This window comes from Janthinobacterium sp. CG_23.4 (assembly GCF_029892305.1).
Taxonomy (GTDB): domain Bacteria; phylum Pseudomonadota; class Gammaproteobacteria; order Burkholderiales; family Burkholderiaceae_D; genus Janthinobacterium; species Janthinobacterium lividum_D.
The window spans coordinates 1846533-1866324 of record NZ_JARXUX010000001.1 but is presented as its reverse complement, the minus strand read 5'-3'; the positions used below and the strand labels follow the sequence as shown (position 1 = coordinate 1866324).

Sequence of the window (19792 nt, the reverse complement as noted above, 5' to 3'; positions counted from 1 at the left end):
AGTGGCAAAAGAAAACCGCGCGCGGCAGTGACAACAAAGGAGGGCCGATTGTAGCGCAAGCGGGGCCGCTGGCACTGAAGCGGGCCTTAAATGTTTGTGCTGACGATGAATCGACTGCCCCTTGCGACGATATGCTTGCGCCATAGCAACATCGCGCGCCAAATGCCAGCCAGCCTGGCGCAGGTGCATCACAGGTAAAGCGGAAACGCTTGACAGCCGCGTTCGACTTCCCGTACATTGAGCGCATGTCCTCTTTCAAACAATCCTCCCCTTCCCTGCTGTCGCTATCGCGACTACCTCTAGCACGCGCATAAGTTTGCCGCATTGCTTCGCTTGGCCACACGCCGGCGTGTTTCAAAAACCCTGGAAGGTTTGATGATGTTTGCACCACTCCCCGCTACACCCGTAACTTCTGCCGCGAGCGCCACCGCTGGCGTCGTTGCCCTGCTTTGCCTGCTAACACTACCGATCGCTTGCCTGGCCTAGTATGACGTGGCCGCCCGGCAAGCTTGCGCCACAACCATTGATTTCCCCCTATCTTCAGGAGTACCCGATCATGATGTTGCAAAACCCTGCTTCCAAATACCGCGCCTTTCCACCCGTCAAATTGACCGACCGCCAATGGCCGAACCAGATCATCAGCAAACCGCCTATCTGGATGAGCACAGACTTGCGCGACGGCAACCAATCCTTGATCGAGCCGATGAGCGCAGAAAAGAAACTGCGGTTTTTCGAGATGTTGATCGCCATCGGCCTGAAGGAAATCGAGGTGGGTTTTCCATCGGCATCGCAGACCGATTTCGACTTCGTGCGCAAACTCGTCGATGAAGGCCGCATCCCGGACGACGTCACCATCATCGTGCTGACGCAGTCGCGTGAAGAATTGATACGCCGCACGGTGGAATCGGTCGTCGGCGCCAAGCGCGCCATCGTCCACCTGTACAATTCCGTGGCGCCCGTGTTCCGCAAGGTAGTGTTCGGCATGTCGCGCGAGGAAATCACGCAAATCGCCACCACCGGCACCACCCTCGTGAAACAGCTGGTGGCGCAGCACCCGCAAACGCAATGGGGCTTTGAATACACGCCGGAATCGTTCTCCACCACGGAACTCGATTTCTCCAAGCATATCTGCGACGCCGTCAGCGCCATCTGGAAGCCGACGCCGGCCAACAAGATGATCATCAACCTGCCATCGACCGTAGAGTGCAGCACGCCCAATGTGTATGCGGACCAGATCGAATGGATGTCGCGCAAGTTGGCGCGCCGCGATTCCATCATCATCAGCGTGCACCCGCATAACGATCGCGGCACGGCAGTCGCGTCGGCAGAACTGGCAGTCATGGCCGGCGCCGACCGCGTGGAAGGCTGCTTGTTCGGCAATGGCGAACGCACCGGCAACGTCGACCTGGTGACCCTGGCGATGAACTTGTACACGCAAGGCGTGCACCCGGGCCTCGATTTCTCCGACATCGACAGCGTGCGCAAGTGCGTGGAAGAGTGCAACCAGTTGCCCGTCCACCCGCGCCACCCATATGCGGGCGACTTGGTCTTCACGGCATTCTCCGGTTCGCACCAGGATGCAATCAAGAAGGGTTTTGCCAAGCAACAAGCAGACAGCATCTGGGAAGTGCCGTACTTGCCCATCGACCCGGCCGACCTCGGTCGCAGCTACGACGCCGTGATCCGCGTCAACAGCCAGTCCGGCAAGGGCGGCATGGCGTATTTGCTGGAACAGGAATACGGCCTGGTCTTGCCGCGCCGCTTGCAGATCGAATTCTCGCGCGCCGTGCAAGCCGTAGCCGACGCTACGGGCCGCGAAATCGCCGCACACGATATCCATGCCATCTTCCAGAACGAGTACCTGCTGCAGACGACGCCGTACGCCTACGCGGCACACCGCATGGTGGAAGACACCAGCAGCGATGAATCGGTGCAGATCGATATCAGCCTGTCGCACCGGCAGACGCCATTGGCCCTGCAAGGCGGCGGTAACGGCCCCATCGATGCCTTCGTCAATGCACTGGGCCTGGACATCAAATTGATGGATTACCATGAGCATTCGATAGGCTCGGGTGCCAATGCGCAGGCGGCTTGCTACGTGGAATTGCGCCTCGATAACGGTCCGACCCTGTTCGGCGCCGCCATCGACAGCAATATCGTCACCGCCTCGTTCAAGGCCGTGCTGTCGGCCGTGAACCGGCGCCTCGCGCAGACGGAAGCCGAAAAAATAACAACGGCTGAGGTGGCCGCAAGCGCCGCCTGAGTCCGACTCGGACCTTCAGCATAGGAAGAAAAGCGGCAAGGCTTGATCGCCGTGCCGCTTTTTCATTTCTCTTGGGCAATTAGTAGTGCAAAAAAAGTATTACCGGCCATATAATCGTTTCATAAAAAGACCAGCGGAGACAGATCTAAAAGATTAGCTACCGAGGGAATGAGTATGAAATTGACGAATATGAAGATAGGCGCGCGCCTGGGTGCCGGTTTTGGTGTGGTGCTGCTGCTGATGGCAGTGCTGGTAGGCACGGGAATGCTGCGCCTGGAAAAGATCGGCGGGCTCAGCGAGTCCATCATCGAAAATGACTGGGCCAAGGCCGATGCCATCGCCACCATTCGCAGCGCCACGCGTTCGAACGCAGCGCTCGTGCTGGAACTGTTCATCCACGCCGATGCGGCCCGCGCCGACGCCATCCACGGTGAAATCGATGCCAACAAAACCATCATCAGCGATGCGCTGGCCATCCTCGATCGCCTGATCGTACTGCCTGAAGGCAAGGAACTGCTGGCCACCCTGAAGCAGCAGCGCAAAGCCTATGTCGCCTCGTTCAGCCAGACCGATAAGTTGCTGCTGGCAGGGCAGCGCGCGGAGGCGGCCGTGCATGTGCGCGACGACACCCTGCCCGCCCTGAACCGCTTGCAAAAAACGGTGAACCAGATGAACGAACTGCAGCGCGCAATGGTCATGCATGGCGGCCAGCAAATCGAGCAAAATATTTCAGCGGCGAATGTGCTGATGGCCAGCCTGGGCACGGCCGCCCTGCTGCTGGGCGTGCTCTTCGCCTGGTGGGTCACGCGCTCGATCACCACGCCGATTGCGTATGCCTTGCGCGTGGCGCAAGCCGTGGCGGCAGGCGATCTGAGCAGTAAAATCGTGGCCGATGGCAACGATGAAACGGGCCAGTTGCTGCAGGCGCTGCATGCCATGAATACCAACCTGGCGACCCTCGTGGGCCAAGTGCGCAGCGGTACGGGTACGATCGCCGTGGCGTCGAGCCAGATTGCCAGCGGCAACGCCGACCTGTCGGCCCGCACGGAAGCACAGGCCAGCGCGTTGGAAGAGACCGCCTCGTCGATGATCGAACTGACGAGTACCGTGCGCAGCAACAGCGACAATGCGCGCCAGGCCGACAGCTTGGCGCGCTCGGCATCCAACATCGCTCAGCGCGGCGGCACGGCCATGGCGGACGTCATCGGCACCATGGATGCCATCAATGCCTCCTCGCGCAAGATCGTCGACATCATCGCCGTCATCGACGGCATCGCTTTCCAGACCAATATCCTGGCCCTGAACGCGGCCGTGGAAGCGGCCCGTGCCGGCGAACAGGGACGCGGCTTTGCGGTCGTCGCGTCCGAAGTGCGCAACCTGGCGCAGCGCTCGGCAGCAGCGGCCAGGGAAATCAAGGAACTGATTGCCGACTCCGTCAACCGCGTAGGACAGGGCGCGCAACTGGTCAGCCAGGCGGGCGTCACGATGGAAGAAGTGGTAGCCAGCGTAGGCCGGGTCAGCGCCATCGTCGGCGAAATCAGCGTCGCCAACCACGAGCAGAGCGAAGGCATCGAGCAAATCAATGCCGCCATCATGCAGATGGATCAGACGACGCAGCAAAACGCAGCCCTGGTCGAGGAGGCGGCCGCAGCGGCGGCAGCCATGCATGTACAGGCGGGCGAACTGGAAACCCTCGTCAGCCAGTTCAAGCTGGAACAAAACACCTGCAGCAAAGCACCGTCTCTCGCTGCGCGCTGCGTTCCACGCTTGCAGTCGGCAAACTATGCCACTTGACGCGCCAGGCGGATGCCGGAAAATTGCCAGCGTGCACCAGCCGGGAAGAAATTGCGGTAGCTGGCGCGCGCATGGCCAGCCGGCGTGGCGCACGACGAGCCGCGCAGCACATACTGGTTCAGCATAAACTTGCCGTTGTATTCGCCTAACGCGCCCGGTGCGGTGCGGTAGCCGGGATAAGGCGCGTAGCTGCTGCTGGTCCACTGCCAGCAGTGGCCAAACATTTGCCGCAGTCCTGCCCCCGGTGCAGCGGCGGCCGGCTGCATCTCGCCGAGCTCCACGGCAATGCCTTGCGCCGCCACCTCCCACTCCGCTTCCGTCGGCAGACGCGCGCCGGCCCAGTGCGCGTAGGCATCGGCCTCGAACAGCGACAAGTGCGTGGCTGGCGCCTGCAGGTCGAGCCGGCGCAAGCCAGATAAAGTAAATTCCTGCCATTGCCCCGCCTCGTCGCGCTGCCAGTACAGCGGACATTCCAGCTGCCCGCTACGCACCCAGTCCCAGCCTTCGGCCAGCCACAGATGCGCCGTGCGGTAGCCGCCGGCCTCGATGAAGGCCAGATAATCGCCATTCGTCACCAAGGCACTGGCCAGCTCGAACGGCGCCACGTATTGCCGATGACGCGGCAATTCATTATCGAAGCAAAAACCATCGCCCGCATGGCCGATCTGCGCCAAACCGCCGTCGAAGGCGAGCCAGGCCGTGGGCTGGGCATGTGCTTGCACTGGCGCCACGACCTTGTCCGGCGCACTGTTTAAATCGGCGCGATCCAGATAAGCGGAATCCAGGTAAGCGGGAAATAGCGCGCTCTGCGCCAGCAGGTGTTTCACGTCCGTCAACAGCAATTCCTGGTGCTGCTGCTCGTGTTCGAGGCCCAGCGCCAGCAGCATGGTCAGCCGTTCGCGCGCGTCGCGCGCCAGTTCGCTCCCCAGCAAGCGGGCGATGCGCGCATCGACATCGCTCCGGTAGGCGCGCACTTGGGCCATGCCGGGGCGCGTCAGCAAGCCGCGCTGCGCGCGTGGATGCTTCTCACCTACGCCGTTGTAGTAGGAATTGAATAGTACGCGAAAGGCCGGGTGAAACGGCGCGAACGCCGCTTCCATGCTTTCCAAGATAAACGTTTCGAAAAACCAGGTGGTGTGCGCCAGATGCCATTTCACGGGACTGGCGTCCGGCATCGATTGGGCGCCGCAATCCTCGTCGGATAGAGGTTCGGCCAACCGCAGCGAGTGCTGGCGCACCTTGTTGTAATGATCAATCAGCATCTGTTTCCTTCTCAATCCCGGATCACGCGCGCGTAAATCACGGCAAACCATTGCTGCGGGTCGGTCCAGACTTGTACGGTGGAAAAGCCGGCCTGCTCGAGCAAGCCGACGAAGCTGGCGCGCGTATATTTGTAGCTGTCTTCCGTATGGATGCGTTCACCTTTCGCGAAACGCCGCTGACCACCTTTCCAGTGGACAACTTGCTCGCTGCGCGCCTCCAGGTGCATCTCGACACGGCGCTCGTCGGCATTGAAAAAGCCATGATGCTGCCACGCGCGCACGTCGAAGTCCGCGCCGATGAGGCCGTTCACATGGCGCAGCATGTTCAGGTTGAAGGCGGCCGTGACGCCCAGCGCATCGTCATAGGCAGCATCGAGAATGGCGTCGTCCTTGATCAGGTCCACGCCGATCAGCAAGCCGCCATCGCTGTCCGCATTGGCGCGCAGGCGACGCAGGAAGGCGGTCGCTTGCTCAGGAGCAAAGTTGCCGATGGACGAGCCTGGATAGAAAAACAGGCGCCGCGCCGCGCGCACGCTGTCGGGCAAGTCCAGGCGACTGGAGAAATCCAGGCCCAGGCCCGTCATCTCGATGTGCGGGAAGCGCTGCTGCAAGCGGCTCAGCGATTCACTGAGGAAATCATAGGAAATATCCACGGCCACATACTGGACCGGGTGCAGTAGCGGGAACAGGCCAGCGGCCTTGGCGCAATTGCCGGCACCCAGGTCGATCAGCGTGCTGCCGGGCGCCACGGCATGCGCGATCTCGGCGCCGTAGCGGGCGAAGATGGCCGCTTCGGTGCGCGTCGGATAGTACTCGGGCAAGGCGCAGATGGCTTCGAACAGTTTCGAACCCAACGCGTCGTACAGGTACTTGGGCGAGGTCCAGGCATCGCGCGCCAGCAGACCGCTGCTGATCTCGACTATCGTGGCAGGAGTGGCGCTGGCCACTTGGACGTTGCTGGCGAGATACAAATCTGACTGCTGTTGCGCGAGTGGCAGGATCATGGGCTGGCGTCGTTTCTCAAGGTTCACGAAAGGGTTGCAGGGCTGGCAGCCGGCATGCGCCCGTGCTGCCTGCTACCGCGCAGAGCATGGCACGGCATGGCGGGCACCATCTGCGATGATTTTTCTCATCATAGCGCAATGCGTATATGACAGACGTGCGACAGGTAACTTAAGGTCAAACTGGCAGCGCGCACTCAAAACTGCTAATGCCCAGCAAAAATGATAATCCTGTCGTATACTACACGTTGCCGGCCAAATAATCCGCGCCCCTTTGCAGCTCCCAGGCCCCCTCTCCCCCGCGTGCCTCACTTTACGATCGCCATTTACACCATGCTTGAATTGCGCCATCTGTCGAAGTCCTATGCCCATGCCCGTCCTGTGCTGGCCAACATTTCCTGCCGCTTCAAGGCTGGGGAATTCATTGCCATCATGGGTGATTCGGGCGTCGGCAAGTCGACCTTGCTGAACCTGATCGCCGGCCTCGATACGCCCGATGCGGGTGCCGAAGCGCAGCCTATCCTGGTGGACGGCATAGCCATGTCCGGCCTTGATGACGCCGCCGCCACCCGGCTGCGTCGGGCCCGCATGGGCTTTATCTTCCAGGCCTTCCATGTCTTGCCGCACCTGACTCTGCTGCAAAACGTGGCACTGCCGCTGCTGCTCAACGGCATGCCCCAGGAGCGCGCCGCCAGCATGCTCGAAGCGGTCGGTCTGGGCGGACGCGGCGGTGACTTTCCGCAGCAACTATCGGGCGGCGAAATGCAGCGCGTGGCCATTGCCCGCGCGCTCGTGCACAAGCCGGCGCTGGTGCTGGCCGATGAGCCCACCGGCAACCTCGACCCGGATACGGCACACAGCATACTGCTATTGCTGCGCGCCGAAATCAAGGCCAACGGCAGTTGCGCGATCATGGTCACGCATTCGCTGGCCGCCGCCGAAATGGCGGACAGAACCATGATTCTGACCAAAAACGGCTTACAGAATGCAACGATCACCTAGCAAATTGATCAAACACTCAGTTAATTTAACTGACCATCTTTCACAAGTTTTGTTATCGTAGTATTATTGAAAAAACCTGCATTGTTATTAATTTTGCAACGCAAACGCTGTCACCTCAGGCAGACAGGCATACTGCGATGACAAACGACAGCCGGGACCGCATACAGTGGTTTCGTCCCTTGCATAACCTGAAGGAGGAGTAAATGAACGTTCGGCAAAAGAAGCTGGAAATGATTGAAGCGATGAACCGGGCGCGCGCGCTCGAACCATCGAGTTTTGTGCCCAACAAGCTGCTAGATACCCTCATCGAGAAGATGAACCTGAAAAATGATGCGGAACTGTGCCGTGTTCTGGAAGTCCAGCCTCCCATCATCAGCAAGATTCGTCACGGCAAACTGTCGGTCGGTGCAACGATTTTATTGCGCATGCATGAAAAATCGGAAATCACCATCCGCGAACTGAAGGAACTATCGGCCACGCCTATCCACTGATACACCCGCTGTTGTCATGCCATGCCAGGCACCCAGGTCCCCGGCGCCATGAACTTTTGCCATGAAATTCGCGTAGTTGGCTCAACGTACAACATCCGAGCACGATTGCGAAGAGACCCAGCCCAAACCATGCTGACCGTTTCTCTGCCCACCCGCTCCAGCATCCCCCCCTCTCCTTTCACTGCGCATTGCCTCCCTGCTTGCCAGCATGTCGAGCCAAACTTAATCCGATACAAGCCGCATACTCGCTGCACCTGTCACGGCCAGCTTGTCAGCAGTGATCTGCGCCGCATAGCGAGCACCGCTCCCGCACCGCCAGTGCAGCGCCCGACGCTCACGCGCGCGCCGCGCTGACTGCGCGAACTGCCGCTACCCTACAGTACGGACACCAGCTGGCGCAGCGCCGTGCAGGCGCTGACCAGCCACTGCAGGCCTCACTGTCGAGTATCAGCCAGGCACCACGCCGTAATGGCGCGCATAGCGCTCGTCCAGGTTCGCCAGCGGCATCATCATGAACATGTCGGCGCTTTCGAAATCAGGATCCCACGCCGGTTCGCCGCAAATCCAGGCACCCGAACGCAAATAACCCTTGATCAGCGGCGGCACCTGCGGCTTGTGCGCCGCTTCCACCTGATGGATAGGGAAAGGCAGGTGTGGCGTGACGCGGTATTCGCTTGGGGCCATGTGTTTTTCGGCCAGCGCCTGGTACACGGCAACGGCGTTATGCCCACCGTCAGCCAGGCTGATGCTGGCGCAACCGACGAGGTAGTCGCAGCGCTCGCGGCGCATATACTCGGCCAGGCCCGACCACAGCAGCATGATGACACTGCCGCCCCGGTACTTGGGATGGATGCAGGCGCGGCCTGCCTCGACCATGCGGCCGCGCAGATTCTTCAGGCGACTCAGGTCGAACTCGTTTTCCGAATACAGCCGGCCGATCTTGGCCGCCTTGGCCGCGCTCAGCACGCGATAGGTTCCCACCACTTTCAGGGTATCGGCATCGCGCACGATCAGATGATCGCAATGCGCATCGAATTCATCGCTATCGAGGCCATCGGCATTGGCCAGCGACGTCAAGCCCATCGTCTCGATAAACACCTTGTAACGCAAACGCTGTACTTCACGCAATTCCGCCGCTGTTGTGGCTTGGCTTAGCACCAGTTGGACAGGCCGGGCCTTGGCTTCCTTTGACGCGCTAATATTTTGCATGGTTTCATCCCCTGTGAACAAGACAACTCCAGCGTACTTGCTTAATATGTCAGGAAAATGACAGCCAAATGTCATTTCTATGACGCAAGTAAATGCCATGCGGGAAGCGTGCATCATTACCACAGTCGCCGCGCAGGAAGCCATGCTGAACGCAAGGAAAGCCCCGCACATTACGCCCTGCACGGGAAGCCAGCGTAGTGAACTTACAGCGTGATACCGGGGGTGTAGTCGACGAAAGCATCCTGGCGACAGAAGCCAACGAGCTTCATGCGCGCCTGCGTGGCAATGGAAATAGCCAGCGAACTGGGCGCGGAAATGGTCGCCAGCAAAGGGATCTGCATGCGCGCCGCTTTGCGCGCCAGCTCATAACTGCCGCGACTCGACAGGAAAACGAAGCCGCGCCGCATATCGGTGCCGCTCAATGCCAGATGGCCTATCAGTTTATCGAGGCCGTTATGCCTGCCGATATCCTCGAACAGGTGCACGATATCGCCATCCGGCGTGCACCACGCGGCCGCATGCACGCCGCCGGTGGCCAACATCAGTACCTGGTGCTCGCGCAAGCCATTCGATGCGCGCGCCAACGCGGCGGGCAGGTTGACCTCGATCAGCGCCGGCGGCAGCGCTTCGGGCTGCAAGTCGAGCATGTCGATGCTGTCGATGCCACACACGCCGCAGCCGCTGCGGCCCGTCAGCGCGCGGCGCCTGTCTTTCAGGCGCACGAAATCTTCCTGTGCAATGGTCAGCGCCACTTCGGCGGAATCAGGGCGCAGGAACACTTCGCAGTCGAAGATGGCACTGGCAGAAGCGACCACGCCTTCGGTCAGCGCGAAGCCGTACGCGAACGCTTCGAGGTCGCGCGGCGTAGCCATCATGACAACATGAGATATGCCATTGAAGACCAGCGCGACGGGAATTTCCTCGGCGACATGGTCGATGGCATCGGTGGACTGGCCCGCGCGGTGGCGGACGATAACGCGCTCGACGAAGCCGGCGCGTTCACTACTGGTTTCTTCTGACATGGCAACCATGGGGGAACTATCACAGCCCTCATGGTAAACCAGAATCGGCAAGCGGGGGCGCGAAGCCCTCCGCGCGCGTCATCAATCCTTCTTTGGACGGCCCGTTTTCAGCTGCGGCAAACTGGCCAGCACGCTTTGCAGGGTCGCCAGGTCGATCTGGCTGATCAGGGCAACGCCGATGCGCAGCAATTCGCTTTTCTTGATCTCGAAACCAGCCTTCAGGCAAACTTTCTTAACCTGACCCAACACTTCGTATTCCGCTTCCGGCATGGTAAAGCTATCGCGCACCAGTTTCGGCTTGCGGGCCTTTTCCTTCACGGCGACGACCTTGGCAAGCGGTGCTTTTTTCGCGGCCGCCGGCTTGACAGCGGCTTGCACTGCCGGCTTGGCGACAGCCTTGGTGACCGGTTTGGCCGCCGCCTTGGTGGCAGGCTTGGTGGCAGGCTTGGTGGCAGGCTTGGCAGCGGCTTTGGCGACCGGCTTGGCGACCGGCTTGGCAACAACCGCCTTGGCCACTGGCTTGACGACGGAGGCCTTGGCAACGGCAGGCTTGGCTGCGGCGGGCTTGGCGACTACTGGCTTGGCGGCAGCTTTTGCCACCGGCTTGGCTAGCGGTTTCGCGGCAGGCTTGGCAGCCGGTGCGGCCTTGGCTGCTGCCGCATTGATCGAGGCGCTGGTGGGGAACATCGATACGGGCGCGCTGTCGGTTTTTTGCACTGGAACAGTTTTCGTCATGGTTTTTCCAATCTAATAAATAATATAAACAATATATACTTTTTTTTAAAATCTTGCTTGCCAAACATCAAGCCATGCCTATGGCATCGCTGCCTAGGTGCTGGCGCGGATGGTAAAATCGACCCCGACTTCATCCCAGAATTCCTGTTCCTTTTCAATCCAGAACGACACGGTGGGATGGTGCGCTACCCAGTCGCGCTTGATGTCAAGCTCGATTCGGCTTTTCATACGCAGGCGCAGTTCGCTAAAATCGGCTTCGATACGCGCATGCATCAGCAGAATCGACAGACGCAGCGCCAGCACGGCCTTGGCGAAATCAGGGTCGGACAACACTTCGCCGATCTTGCGCAAATTGCCCTTCTGCGCCAGGATCAAGCGGCTCATGGTCTTCTGTTCGCGCGTGGTAAAACCGGGCAAGTCCGCGTTTTCCACGATATAGGATGCGTGCTTGTGGTAGCCCGTCTGCGACACGGCCAGGCCCACTTCGTGCAGCAGACTGCTCCAGCGCAGGCATTTCACCAGGGCCTCGGAGGTGGGCTTGAGCTGCGCATACATGGCCAGCGCCTGCTCGGCGACGCGGCCGGCGCGCTGCTGATCGATATGAAATTTCTCCATGCAGGACTGCACCGACTGTTCCCGGCGGTCGCGCTTGGTCGAGCGCAGGTACAGGTCCCACATCACGCCCATGCGCAGACCCGCCTCGATCGGCGTCATGACGGGAATGGCCAGTTCGCGGAACAAGCCGATCAAGATGGCCAGGCCACCGACGATGGTGCTGGCGCGATCGGGGCGCAAGCCAGGCATGTCAATGCGGCTGGTATGGCCGATTTCGATGAAGCGGCGCACCAGCGCATCGAGGCTGGCGCCGGACAGCAAGCCATCGCCCAGTTTATTGCGGGCGATAATGTCGGCGATGGTGCGGATGGTGCCAGAAGAACCATAGGCCGTCTTCCAGTGCTGCGGATGATACGGCGGAGCGGCATCCTCGAAATGGCTGCGCGCAGACAGGATGGCCGCCTCGAACGAGGGCGCGTCGATGCGCCCGCCAATGAAGAACGACAGGCTTTGCTTGACAGTACCCAGGCTGAACGATTCGACGCGCTCGATATCGTTGCCACGCCCGAGTATCAGTTCGGTCGAGCCGCCGCCGATATCCATCACTAGCCGGCGTTCGCCAGGAATGGCCAGCGCATTGGCCACGCCCATGTAGATCAAGCGCCCCTCTTCCTCGCCAGAAATAATCTCGATCGGGTAGCCGATGGCTTGCTCGGCCAGTGGCAGGAAGACCGCACCGTTGCGCGCCACGCGCATGGCCGAGGTGGCCACCACGCGCACGGCATCGAGTTCATAGCCGGCGAGGATGGCGCGAAAGCGCTGCAAGCAGGCCAGCGCGCCCTGCATGGCGGTCTCGGTCAAGTCGCCATTGGCGTCCAGGCCGGCGGCCAGGCGTATCGGGTCGCGCACGCTCTTGACCACGCGTATGGTGTCGCCATCATGCTTGCCGACGTGTAAACGAAAACTGTTGGACCCCAGGTCCACCGCTGCATACATACTTGCCTCTTGTCTTGTCATTGCCGTGCCAACTGAAAAAGTTGGCAAACTCAGTTGCTAAACTATATAAATCATTTAAACGATTTAAAAATCCTACCACACTACCCCCATCGTATGACAGCGGCGTGACAGGATGGTGACAAAACAGCGGCCCACTGCGGTACTTATGGCACGATAGTGGTAAATAGATACACGGCAAAAATCACCAGGTGCACCGTGCCCTGCATCACGGTGGTGCGCCCCGTGCCCAGGGACAGGGTGGCCACCATCAGCGACAACAGCAACAGCACCGTCGATTTGATATCGAGTCCCAGGGTGATCGTCAGGCCCGTGGCCAGCGACACCACGACCACGGCGGGAATCGTCAGGCCGATGCTGGCCAGGGCGGAGCCGAGCGCCAGGTTCAAGCTCGTTTGCAAACGGTTGGCGCGCGCCGCGCGCACCGCGGCCAGGCCTTCGGGCAACAGCACGATGGCGGCGATGACGATGCCGACCAGGGTCTTGGGCGCGCCCATGGCGGCAATGGCCGTCTCCAGCGCGGGTGCCAGCGACTTGGCCAGCAATACCACGGCGCCCAGGCATACCAGCAGCGCGCCGGCGCTGACCCAGGCGACAGTGGGCGTGGGCGGTGCCGCATGCACCTCTTCATCGCCGACCGCTTCCTCGGGCAGGAAGTAATCGCGGTGGCGCACCGTTTGCACCAGCACGAACGTGCCGTACAAAACCAGCGAGATGACGGCGATAAAAATGAGCTGGCTGGAGTTATAGTACGGGCCGGCGGCGCTGGAGGTGTAATTGGGCAGCACCAGCGTCAGGATAGCGATGGCGGCCAAGGTGGCCAGCGACGCGCTCACGCCAAGCAGGCCGAAGCTCTGCTCGCGGTGGCGTCCAGCACCCAGCAGCAGGCAAATGCCGACGATGCCGTTCAAAATGATCATGATGGCGGCAAACACCGTGTCGCGTGCCAGTCCCGTCGTTTCCGGCCCGCCGGCCAGCATCAGCGAGACGATCAGCGCCACCTCGATCAAGGTCACGGCGAGCGCCAGCACCAGCGTGCCATAGGGTTCGCCGATGCGGTGCGCCACCACTTCTGCGTGGTAGACGGCGGCCAGCACGCTGCCGATCAGGCCAGCGACCAGCAAGATCTGGTAAGCGCCAGCGACATTGAAGGTGGCACCGAACAGTAAGAGCCAGCCGACAAGGGGCGCGGCAAGCGGCCATACAGGCAGGGATTTGAGCATTTTCATGATAGGCCTGGCAAGAGTAAAAAAGGGAACTGCAGTGCGGACGAGCAGAGAGACCCTGGCGCGCATGGCGTAGCATAACTTGCTTGGCTTAAATAACAGTTAGGCAATGCCTACCTCCCGGTGCCCACGCCTTGCGCCTCGCTCACCGTGCTGCAGTGCAGCTACCCGCTAGCCATAACTATAGTACCTTTGGTAACATAAGCGTGTAATTTGCTTGTCTTTTTGCTTGCACAAGCGATGCTATTGCAGGGCACGCTCTCGCGGCAATGAGCAAAGACAAGGCATGAACCGGAATAAACAAGGACAGGCCATGAATCGAGCAAGCAGCGCAGCTATACGCAGCGCATTATTTTTCTTCGCCAGCAGCATCCTGTGCGCTGGCGCACAGGCAGGCACGCAGTCGCCCCCCGAGGACGCTGGCGAAGCACAGGCGCACGCTGTGGAGCTGATAGAGCTGATGGAGCTGATGGAGCTTGTGCAGACTGGGCCAACCCGCCTGAGCCGGCCAACGAGTCAAGGTGGCAAGACAGCCTGCCGCCCGCACCGCCGGTGACGCCACGCGAGGAAAAAATCTTACCCAGAAGCGCATGGTTTCGCGTGACACCGATGAAGGCACCAGACAGGCGCTGCGATCCCGGCCTCGACGCCTTGTTCTTGAGCAAGGAATGCGGCAAGGAGCCCAGCTGGCTGGGGTCGCCCAGAAAATAGCCGCGCTACACGTCCAGCGTGCTGCTACCCTGCGCCTCGACCACCGCGTTGCGGCCCGCCTGCTTGGCCGCTTGCAGCGCCTCGTCGGCGCGCTTGAACAGGCTGACGCTGCTGTCCTCGGCGCGGATGGTCGTCACGCCCAGGCTGGCTGTCAGCTGCAGCACGGCACGCTCCGTCTTGACGGGCAGCGCTTCGATGGCAGCGCGGATGCGCTCGGCCACCATCAGCGCATCGACCAGGGTCGTGCGCGGCAGCTGGATAGCAAATTCGGCGCCACCCAGGCGACCCATCAAGTCACTGTCGCGCAGTTGCTGGCGACAAATATCGACGATCGCTTTCAGCACCGCGTCGCCGACCGGATGGCCGTAGCTGTCGTTGACGCGCTTGAAATGGTCGATATTGAGCACCACCAGCGCCGTCGGCAAGCCTGGCCGGCGCGCCAGCGCCATCCACGGCGCCAGCGCCTGGTAAAAGCCGCGCCGGTTCGGCACGCCCGTGGCCGCGTCGAGCACTTCCAGGCGCGCCAGTTCGCCGCCCAGTTTTTCACGCGACAGCAACAGATAGCCGAAGGCATTCGTCAGCATCATCAGGTACAGGGCGCCGAAACCGGCCAGTTGCAGCAACTCGGCGTCGACATCCGGCACGGCAGCGGCGAGCATGCCGCGCGCGGCGATCAGCAGCGACAGCAGGCCCATGCTGACAACGAGGAAGCGGCGCAGCATGCTCGCCTCGCGCCATTGGAGGCTCAGCGCGGCCACGCCAGAGAGGAAAAAGCCCGCCACGATCAGCGAGCCGCCGGCGCTGCGCAACAGCGGCGCGACGTCAAACAGGTAGCCGGCGGCAAACAGCGCTAGCGACAGGCCCAGTGCCGGCAGCATGGTGCGGCGCCAGCCACTGCGTCCGGCCGCCTGCCACAGCGCGCCCGCGTCGAGCGCCATGCCGGCAAACAGCAGGCTGTTGCCCAGCAAGATGGACAGCACATCGGGCAGCACGCCGCGGAAATACAGCAAACACCAGGCTACGGCCTGGCATTGCTTGGCCACCGCCCAGGTGGACATGCTGAGCGACTTCTTGCGCTCGTATTCAAAGAAGAACAGGGCCGCGCACAGGCTGAGATTGCCCAGCGCCAGGGCCAGTACCAGGGTCTTGATATCCATGGGCTACGCTATCGATGCGCAGGCGCAGCGCGCCAGCTCAGATTTCGTGTTCGACATTCGTGCTGCCGTCGCCGACCTTGCTGGACCACGCCTGCACGAAATACTGCTTTTCCATGTCGTTGGGCGCCTCGTGCCAGAACACGATGAGGGTGCCCTTGTGATCGTGGATCTGCGCCACTTTTTCAATCAATCCGACATTGGCGGCCACGTCGGCCAGCGCCGCCGCGTAACCATACACGCGCGTCAGCCGCTCGATGCGGTCAGGCTCGGTCAAACTGTTCGTCGCGGTAATGATGGGGTGGTCTAAAAACATGCTTGTCTCCATGGTGCCCGACTGCGCGGCCGAACCGCCGCGTGCCGTAGAGCGCCTTGCGCTGCGCCTGAAGGCGAGTCGGACGGCAGGCGGCAAGCTCGCCTATGCCGTCTACGGACGCTCGGTGCGAATTAATCGGGTATGCTCATGGGGAGCTTATCAGATTTCTCTGAATGCAACAAAGCATCTCCCCCAGCCCACTCAGCGAACCCGTCCTATGTCGCATAGCAAATTACCTGCCGTAAGCGCGCCTCAGGTGCATACCTGCGGTGACCGGCGCCGCCTGGAATTCCAGCCCGGCATGATCCAAAGCGAAATGCTGCTGTCGCGCCCCGACCACCTGCTGCTGCGCTATGCGCGCGCCATGATGTGCTTCACCCTGTTCGTGCCGCGTCCCAGGCACATTGTGATGGTGGGACTGGGCGGCGGCTCGCTGCTGAAGTTCTGCCACCGCTACCTGCCCGAGGCGCGCATCACGGTGCTGGAATTGCGCGCCGACGTGATCGCCCTGCGCGAGCAGTTCATGCTGCCGCCCGACGATGCACGCCTGCGCATCATCGAAACGGACGCCGTCAACTATATCGCCAAGCATCCAGGCTGCGCCGACGTACTGCTGCTCGATGGCTACGACGAAACGGGCCTGCCGCCCGCACTCGGCAGCGCACGCTTCTATGCGGACTGCCTGCGCGCCCTGCTGCCCGGCGGGGTGCTGGTGGCTAACCTGTTCAGCTATGACGAGCACTACCGCGCCATGCTCGCACGCCTGAACCTCACCTTCCGCGGCGCCGTGTGCCACTTCGACGGCATCGCCGGCAATAATCGCATTATCTTCGCCGCCAGGCCCGACCAGCTCGGGGCGGACCGTGCCTTGCGCATGGTGCGCTTGGTGCGCTGGCGGCGGGTGTGCGGCCTGGCTTTCCTGAACCGCTTGCTGCCCGCATGGCAATTGTGGCGTGTGCGCAGGCAGTCGGGCGCGGGCGGCGACTGACAGCGGCCTTCCAGCAGCGTCGATGCTGTTGCTAATTCACAGCAATTTGGTGCAAAATCAGTATCATGCATGTAGTTTATGACAGACTACGGCCTGCGCGGGGCCGGCAGGCGCCACACCATCGAAGTGTCCATGAAGTGAGATAGGAAAAACCATGCTGCGTGGCCGCCTGCCATTGAGGATTTCTGCCGCTGCAGCGCTGACCTTTGCCTGCGGCATCAGCATCACCGCAGCGCTGTTCGCCGCCATCAGCGAACTCGAATACGACAAAATGAGCCTGAGCCTGCAGCAACGCGCCGGCGCGCGCGTGGCCGCCATCGAGCAGGGACTCGACGACGCGGTCGAGCTGCTGACCACGACGAACCAGCTGTTTGCCGCAGTGCCACTGGTCACGCGCGCGCAATTCCAAGACTTCGCCACGCCGCTGCTACAGCGCCATCCTTTCATTCAGGCCTTCAATTTCCACCGCTTCTTGCCGCACGCACAGCGCGCCGCCTTCGAGGCCGAGCTGCGCCAGATTGTGCCCGATTATGCCATGACGGAAATGCGCGATGGCATCGTCGTGCCCGTCACGACACGCGCCAGCTACCTGGTGGTGGACTACCTCGTCCCCTTGCACAGCAACCGCGCCGCCTTTGGCCTGGACGTCAGCCAGAACAGCTTGCTGGCGCAAGCGTTGGAGCAGGCCATCATCAGCGGCCAGACCACCGCCAGCGGCCTGCTGACTCTGGCGCAGGGGCCGCAACGGGGCTTCCTCATCCTGCGTCCCGTGTACCGCCACGGCGCGCCCCTGCAGACGCTGCAGCAGCGGCGCGCGGCGCTGATCGGCGATACGGCCGTCGTCGTGCGCGCAGACGAACTGGTACAGAAAATCCTCGCCGGAGCCGACTTGCTGGGCGAGCCGCAGCTCGCACTGAGCGTCTATGCCGACGCTAGCGCAGACCCGCGCCAATTAATCTTCGGCCATGGTCAGGCGCCCGCCGATGCAACGTCCGGAACTTGGCAGTCGCTGCCGCGCTGGCTGCAATTTCCCTATCACAGTCATTATGAGCGAAGCTTTGCTTGCGCCGGTCGCTCCTGGCATGTGCGCGTGGAGGCCCATCCACGCCCCTTCCTGGCCGACCACCTGGGCTCCCTGCTCACCCTGATCACGGGCTTGCTGTTCAGCGTGCTGACGGCAGCGTTCGTGCAATCGCTGACGCAGCGCTCGCGCCGCGTGCAACTGCTGGTGGAACAGCGCACGACCGACCTCAAGCGCAGCAATGAGCTGCTCAGCGCCGACGTGCGGGCGCGCAAGCAAACGGAGCGCGCCTTGCGGGAAAGCGAAAAGCGCTTCCGCCGGCTGCTGGCACTGTCCTCGGACTGGTACTGGGAACAGGATGCCAACTTCTGCTTCACCCACATCACCAGCGGTTTCTCGGACAAGTCGAACATGCCGCTGGAACGCTTCATCGGCATGACGCGCTGGGACAACAACCCGGAGATGCGCAATTCGCGCTGGGGCAAGCAGCATATCGCCTATCTGGAATCGCACCTGGCCTTCTCCAACCTCGAATATGCAATGAAAGACCGCAATGGCCAGCTGCGCTGGTTCAGCGTCAATGGCGAACCGCTGTTCAACGAGCTGGGCGAATTTCGCGGTTACCGGGGCACGGGGTCCGAAATCACGGAACGCAAGCTAGTCGAGCAAAAAATCCAGCACATCGCCCACCACGACGTGCTGACTGGCCTGCCTAACCGTGCCCTGCTGCGCGACCGCCTGGCGCAGGCGATGGCCCTGTCGCGGCGCAAGAACCGCGCGCTGTGGGTGCTGCTGATCGATCTCGACCGTTTTAAATTTGTGAATGACAGCCTGGGCCACAAGGCCGGCGACCTGCTCCTGAAAACCATCGCCGCACGCCTGCAGACCAGCCTGCGCGAAAGTGATATGGTGGCGCGTCTGTCGGGCGATGAATTCGTCGCCATCCTCAGTGAACAGGCCGACGAAGTGCTCAGCGACGCCATCGTGCAGCGCCTGATGCATGCCGTGGCCCAGCCGGTATTGCTCGACGGCAAAGAATTTTTCGTCACTTGCAGCATCGGCGTGGCCGTCTACGACATGTCGCGCTACGACGCTCCCGGCGACGTGACCTTGCATGGCGAGACGCAGAACCTGATCGAGCAAGCCGACATCGCCATGTACTGCGCCAAGAAACAGGGCCGCAACAACATCAAGTTCTATACCACAGCCATGAACCAGGCCACGCTGGAGCGCCTGCGCATCGAGACGGCGCTACGCAACGCGCTCGAGCGCGAGCAGTTCGTGCTGCATTACCAGCCGCAGGTGGACCTGGCCAGCGGGCGCATCGTCGGCGTGGAAGCGCTGCTGCGCTGGCAGCACCCGGAGCTGGGCATGGTGGCGCCGCAGCGCTTCATCGCGCTGGCAGAAGATACGGGCCTGATCGTGCCGATCGGTGCCTGGGTCATGCGCCAGGCGTGCGCGCAGGTGAAAAGCTGGCATGCGGCGGGGCTGGACAAGCTGCGCCTGGCCGTGAACCTGTCGGCGCGCCAGTTCAATGAACCGAACCTGGTCGCCTCGATCGCCGAAGTGCTGCTCGAAACGGACCTGCCGCCCGCCTGCCTGGAACTGGAATTGACGGAAAGCCTGTTCATGCACGACGTGGCGCTGGCGGTCAGCCAGCTGCACGACATGAAGGCACTGGGGGTGCAACTGTCGATCGACGACTTCGGCACCGGCTATTCGAGCTTCGCCTACCTGCGCACCTTCCCCATCGACGTGCTGAAGATCGACCGTAGTTTCGTCGGCGACGTGGCGCGCGATGCCGACGATGCGGCCATCGTCGTCTCCATCATCGCCCTGGCGCACAATTTGAAACTGCGCGTGGTAGCCGAAGGCGTGGAAACGGCGGCACAACTGGACTACCTGCGCCAGCACGGCTGCGATGAAGCGCAAGGCTATTATTTCAGCCACCCGCTGCCCGCACACGAGGTGGAACTGCTGCTGCGCAGCGACATCAACGTGGCCGCCTGAGCGGGCATCTCGCTCATG

Annotated in this window: 16 protein-coding genes; 7 read left to right on the top strand and 9 right to left on the bottom strand. The window is 61.6% G+C overall.

What is annotated here, in order from left to right:
- Nucleotides 1-556 precede the first annotated feature (556 nt).
- Together leuA and H4V96_RS08495 are read left to right on the top strand one after the other, a co-directional pair.
- Nucleotides 557-2263 carry a 2-isopropylmalate synthase gene (leuA, locus tag H4V96_RS08500; RefSeq protein ID WP_010397223.1) on the top strand — a complete coding sequence of 569 codons (1707 nt, stop codon included), beginning with the start codon at nt 557-559 and terminating at the stop codon, nt 2261-2263.
- A 174-nt stretch (nt 2264-2437) separates the two neighbouring features.
- Nucleotides 2438-4057: a methyl-accepting chemotaxis protein gene (locus tag H4V96_RS08495; RefSeq protein ID WP_280720860.1), complete on the top strand. Its 1620-nt coding sequence runs from the start codon at nt 2438-2440 to the stop codon at nt 4055-4057.
- On the opposite strand, the gene egtB is transcribed toward H4V96_RS08495, so the two are convergent.
- Both egtB and egtD read right to left on the bottom strand, forming a co-directional pair.
- The gene (gene egtB / locus H4V96_RS08490) at nt 4045-5319 is read right to left on the bottom strand and encodes an ergothioneine biosynthesis protein EgtB (RefSeq protein WP_196856003.1); all 1275 of its coding nucleotides are present in this window, start codon (nt 5317-5319) and stop codon (nt 4045-4047) included. The genes H4V96_RS08495 and egtB overlap by 13 nt on opposite strands.
- Before the next feature lie 11 nt (nt 5320-5330).
- Nucleotides 5331-6323, bottom strand: coding sequence for an L-histidine N(alpha)-methyltransferase (gene egtD, locus H4V96_RS08485; RefSeq protein ID WP_280720859.1), 993 nt, complete (start codon nt 6321-6323; stop codon nt 5331-5333).
- 330 nt (nt 6324-6653) lie between these two features.
- On the opposite strand from egtD, the gene H4V96_RS08480 reads away from it, so the two are divergent.
- Complete coding sequence (locus H4V96_RS08480; RefSeq protein WP_010397215.1) at nt 6654-7322, top strand: ABC transporter ATP-binding protein; 669 nt, start codon at nt 6654-6656, stop codon at nt 7320-7322.
- A 203-nt stretch (nt 7323-7525) separates the two neighbouring features.
- Nucleotides 7526-7813, top strand: a complete 288-nt coding sequence (locus H4V96_RS08475) for a hypothetical protein (protein ID WP_010397214.1) — start codon at nt 7526-7528, stop codon at nt 7811-7813.
- Between the two features lie 447 nt (nt 7814-8260).
- Here the strand turns inward: H4V96_RS08475 and H4V96_RS08470 are convergent, their stop codons facing one another.
- The 5 genes from H4V96_RS08470 to H4V96_RS08450 all read right to left on the bottom strand — a co-directional run bounded on the left by H4V96_RS08470 (nt 8261) and on the right by H4V96_RS08450 (nt 13577).
- Nucleotides 8261-9022, bottom strand: coding sequence for a GNAT family N-acyltransferase (locus tag H4V96_RS08470; protein ID WP_010397212.1), 762 nt, complete (start codon nt 9020-9022; stop codon nt 8261-8263).
- Nucleotides 9023-9225: 203 nt separating this feature from the next.
- Entirely contained in the window at nt 9226-10044 is an 819-nt protein-coding gene (gene fdhD, locus H4V96_RS08465; protein ID WP_196856004.1) for a formate dehydrogenase accessory sulfurtransferase FdhD, read from the bottom strand.
- An 81-nt stretch (nt 10045-10125) separates the two neighbouring features.
- The gene (locus tag H4V96_RS08460; RefSeq protein WP_196856005.1) at nt 10126-10779 is read right to left on the bottom strand and encodes a hypothetical protein; all 654 of its coding nucleotides are present in this window, start codon (nt 10777-10779) and stop codon (nt 10126-10128) included.
- 93 nt (nt 10780-10872) lie between these two features.
- Nucleotides 10873-12330: a Ppx/GppA phosphatase family protein gene (locus H4V96_RS08455; protein WP_010397206.1), complete on the bottom strand. Its 1458-nt coding sequence runs from the start codon at nt 12328-12330 to the stop codon at nt 10873-10875.
- 164 nt (nt 12331-12494) lie between these two features.
- Nucleotides 12495-13577, bottom strand: a complete 1083-nt coding sequence (locus tag H4V96_RS08450; RefSeq protein ID WP_010397204.1) for an ionic transporter y4hA — start codon at nt 13575-13577, stop codon at nt 12495-12497.
- Between the two features lie 310 nt (nt 13578-13887).
- On the opposite strand from H4V96_RS08450, the gene H4V96_RS08445 reads away from it, so the two are divergent.
- Nucleotides 13888-14130, top strand: coding sequence for a hypothetical protein (locus H4V96_RS08445; RefSeq protein WP_280720858.1), 243 nt, complete (start codon nt 13888-13890; stop codon nt 14128-14130).
- A 160-nt stretch (nt 14131-14290) separates the two neighbouring features.
- Here H4V96_RS08445 and H4V96_RS08440 read toward each other — a convergent pair whose 3' ends face one another.
- Entirely contained in the window at nt 14291-15442 is a 1152-nt protein-coding gene (locus H4V96_RS08440; protein ID WP_196856006.1) for a GGDEF domain-containing protein, read from the bottom strand.
- Nucleotides 15443-15479: 37 nt separating this feature from the next.
- Nucleotides 15480-15755: a hypothetical protein gene (locus H4V96_RS08435; RefSeq protein ID WP_196856007.1), complete on the bottom strand. Its 276-nt coding sequence runs from the start codon at nt 15753-15755 to the stop codon at nt 15480-15482.
- Between the two features lie 217 nt (nt 15756-15972).
- Here H4V96_RS08435 and H4V96_RS08430 point away from each other — a divergent pair, with 217 nt between their 5' ends.
- Together H4V96_RS08430 and H4V96_RS08425 are read left to right on the top strand one after the other, a co-directional pair.
- Nucleotides 15973-16743 (top strand): transferase spermidine synthase, encoded by a 771-nt coding sequence (locus H4V96_RS08430; protein ID WP_196856008.1) that lies wholly within the window; start codon nt 15973-15975, stop codon nt 16741-16743.
- 154 nt (nt 16744-16897) lie between these two features.
- Nucleotides 16898-19774: an EAL domain-containing protein gene (locus tag H4V96_RS08425; RefSeq protein ID WP_196856009.1), complete on the top strand. Its 2877-nt coding sequence runs from the start codon at nt 16898-16900 to the stop codon at nt 19772-19774.
- Nucleotides 19775-19792 lie beyond the last annotated feature (18 nt).

Excerpts from the sequence above, each read along its gene's own strand:
- H4V96_RS08425 (WP_196856009.1), top strand. The coding sequence starts at position 16,898 with ATGCTGCGTGGCCGCCTGCCATTGAGGATTTCTGCCGCTGCAGCGCTG.
- fdhD (WP_196856004.1), bottom strand. The coding sequence starts at position 10,044 with ATGTCAGAAGAAACCAGTAGTGAACGCGCCGGCTTCGTCGAGCGCGTT.
- H4V96_RS08445 (WP_280720858.1), top strand. The coding sequence starts at position 13,888 with ATGAATCGAGCAAGCAGCGCAGCTATACGCAGCGCATTATTTTTCTTC.
- H4V96_RS08440 (WP_196856006.1), bottom strand. The coding sequence starts at position 15,442 with ATGGATATCAAGACCCTGGTACTGGCCCTGGCGCTGGGCAATCTCAGC.
- egtD (WP_280720859.1), bottom strand. The coding sequence starts at position 6,323 with ATGATCCTGCCACTCGCGCAACAGCAGTCAGATTTGTATCTCGCCAGC.
- H4V96_RS08450 (WP_010397204.1), bottom strand. The coding sequence starts at position 13,577 with ATGAAAATGCTCAAATCCCTGCCTGTATGGCCGCTTGCCGCGCCCCTT.
- leuA (WP_010397223.1), top strand. The coding sequence starts at position 557 with ATGATGTTGCAAAACCCTGCTTCCAAATACCGCGCCTTTCCACCCGTC.
- H4V96_RS08495 (WP_280720860.1), top strand. The coding sequence starts at position 2,438 with ATGAAATTGACGAATATGAAGATAGGCGCGCGCCTGGGTGCCGGTTTT.
- H4V96_RS08455 (WP_010397206.1), bottom strand. The coding sequence starts at position 12,330 with ATGTATGCAGCGGTGGACCTGGGGTCCAACAGTTTTCGTTTACACGTC.
- H4V96_RS08470 (WP_010397212.1), bottom strand. The coding sequence starts at position 9,022 with ATGCAAAATATTAGCGCGTCAAAGGAAGCCAAGGCCCGGCCTGTCCAA.
- H4V96_RS08430 (WP_196856008.1), top strand. The coding sequence starts at position 15,973 with ATGTCGCATAGCAAATTACCTGCCGTAAGCGCGCCTCAGGTGCATACC.
- H4V96_RS08480 (WP_010397215.1), top strand. The coding sequence starts at position 6,654 with ATGCTTGAATTGCGCCATCTGTCGAAGTCCTATGCCCATGCCCGTCCT.
- egtB (WP_196856003.1), bottom strand. The coding sequence starts at position 5,319 with ATGCTGATTGATCATTACAACAAGGTGCGCCAGCACTCGCTGCGGTTG.
- H4V96_RS08460 (WP_196856005.1), bottom strand. The coding sequence starts at position 10,779 with ATGACGAAAACTGTTCCAGTGCAAAAAACCGACAGCGCGCCCGTATCG.
- H4V96_RS08435 (WP_196856007.1), bottom strand. The coding sequence starts at position 15,755 with ATGTTTTTAGACCACCCCATCATTACCGCGACGAACAGTTTGACCGAG.
- H4V96_RS08475 (WP_010397214.1), top strand. The coding sequence starts at position 7,526 with ATGAACGTTCGGCAAAAGAAGCTGGAAATGATTGAAGCGATGAACCGG.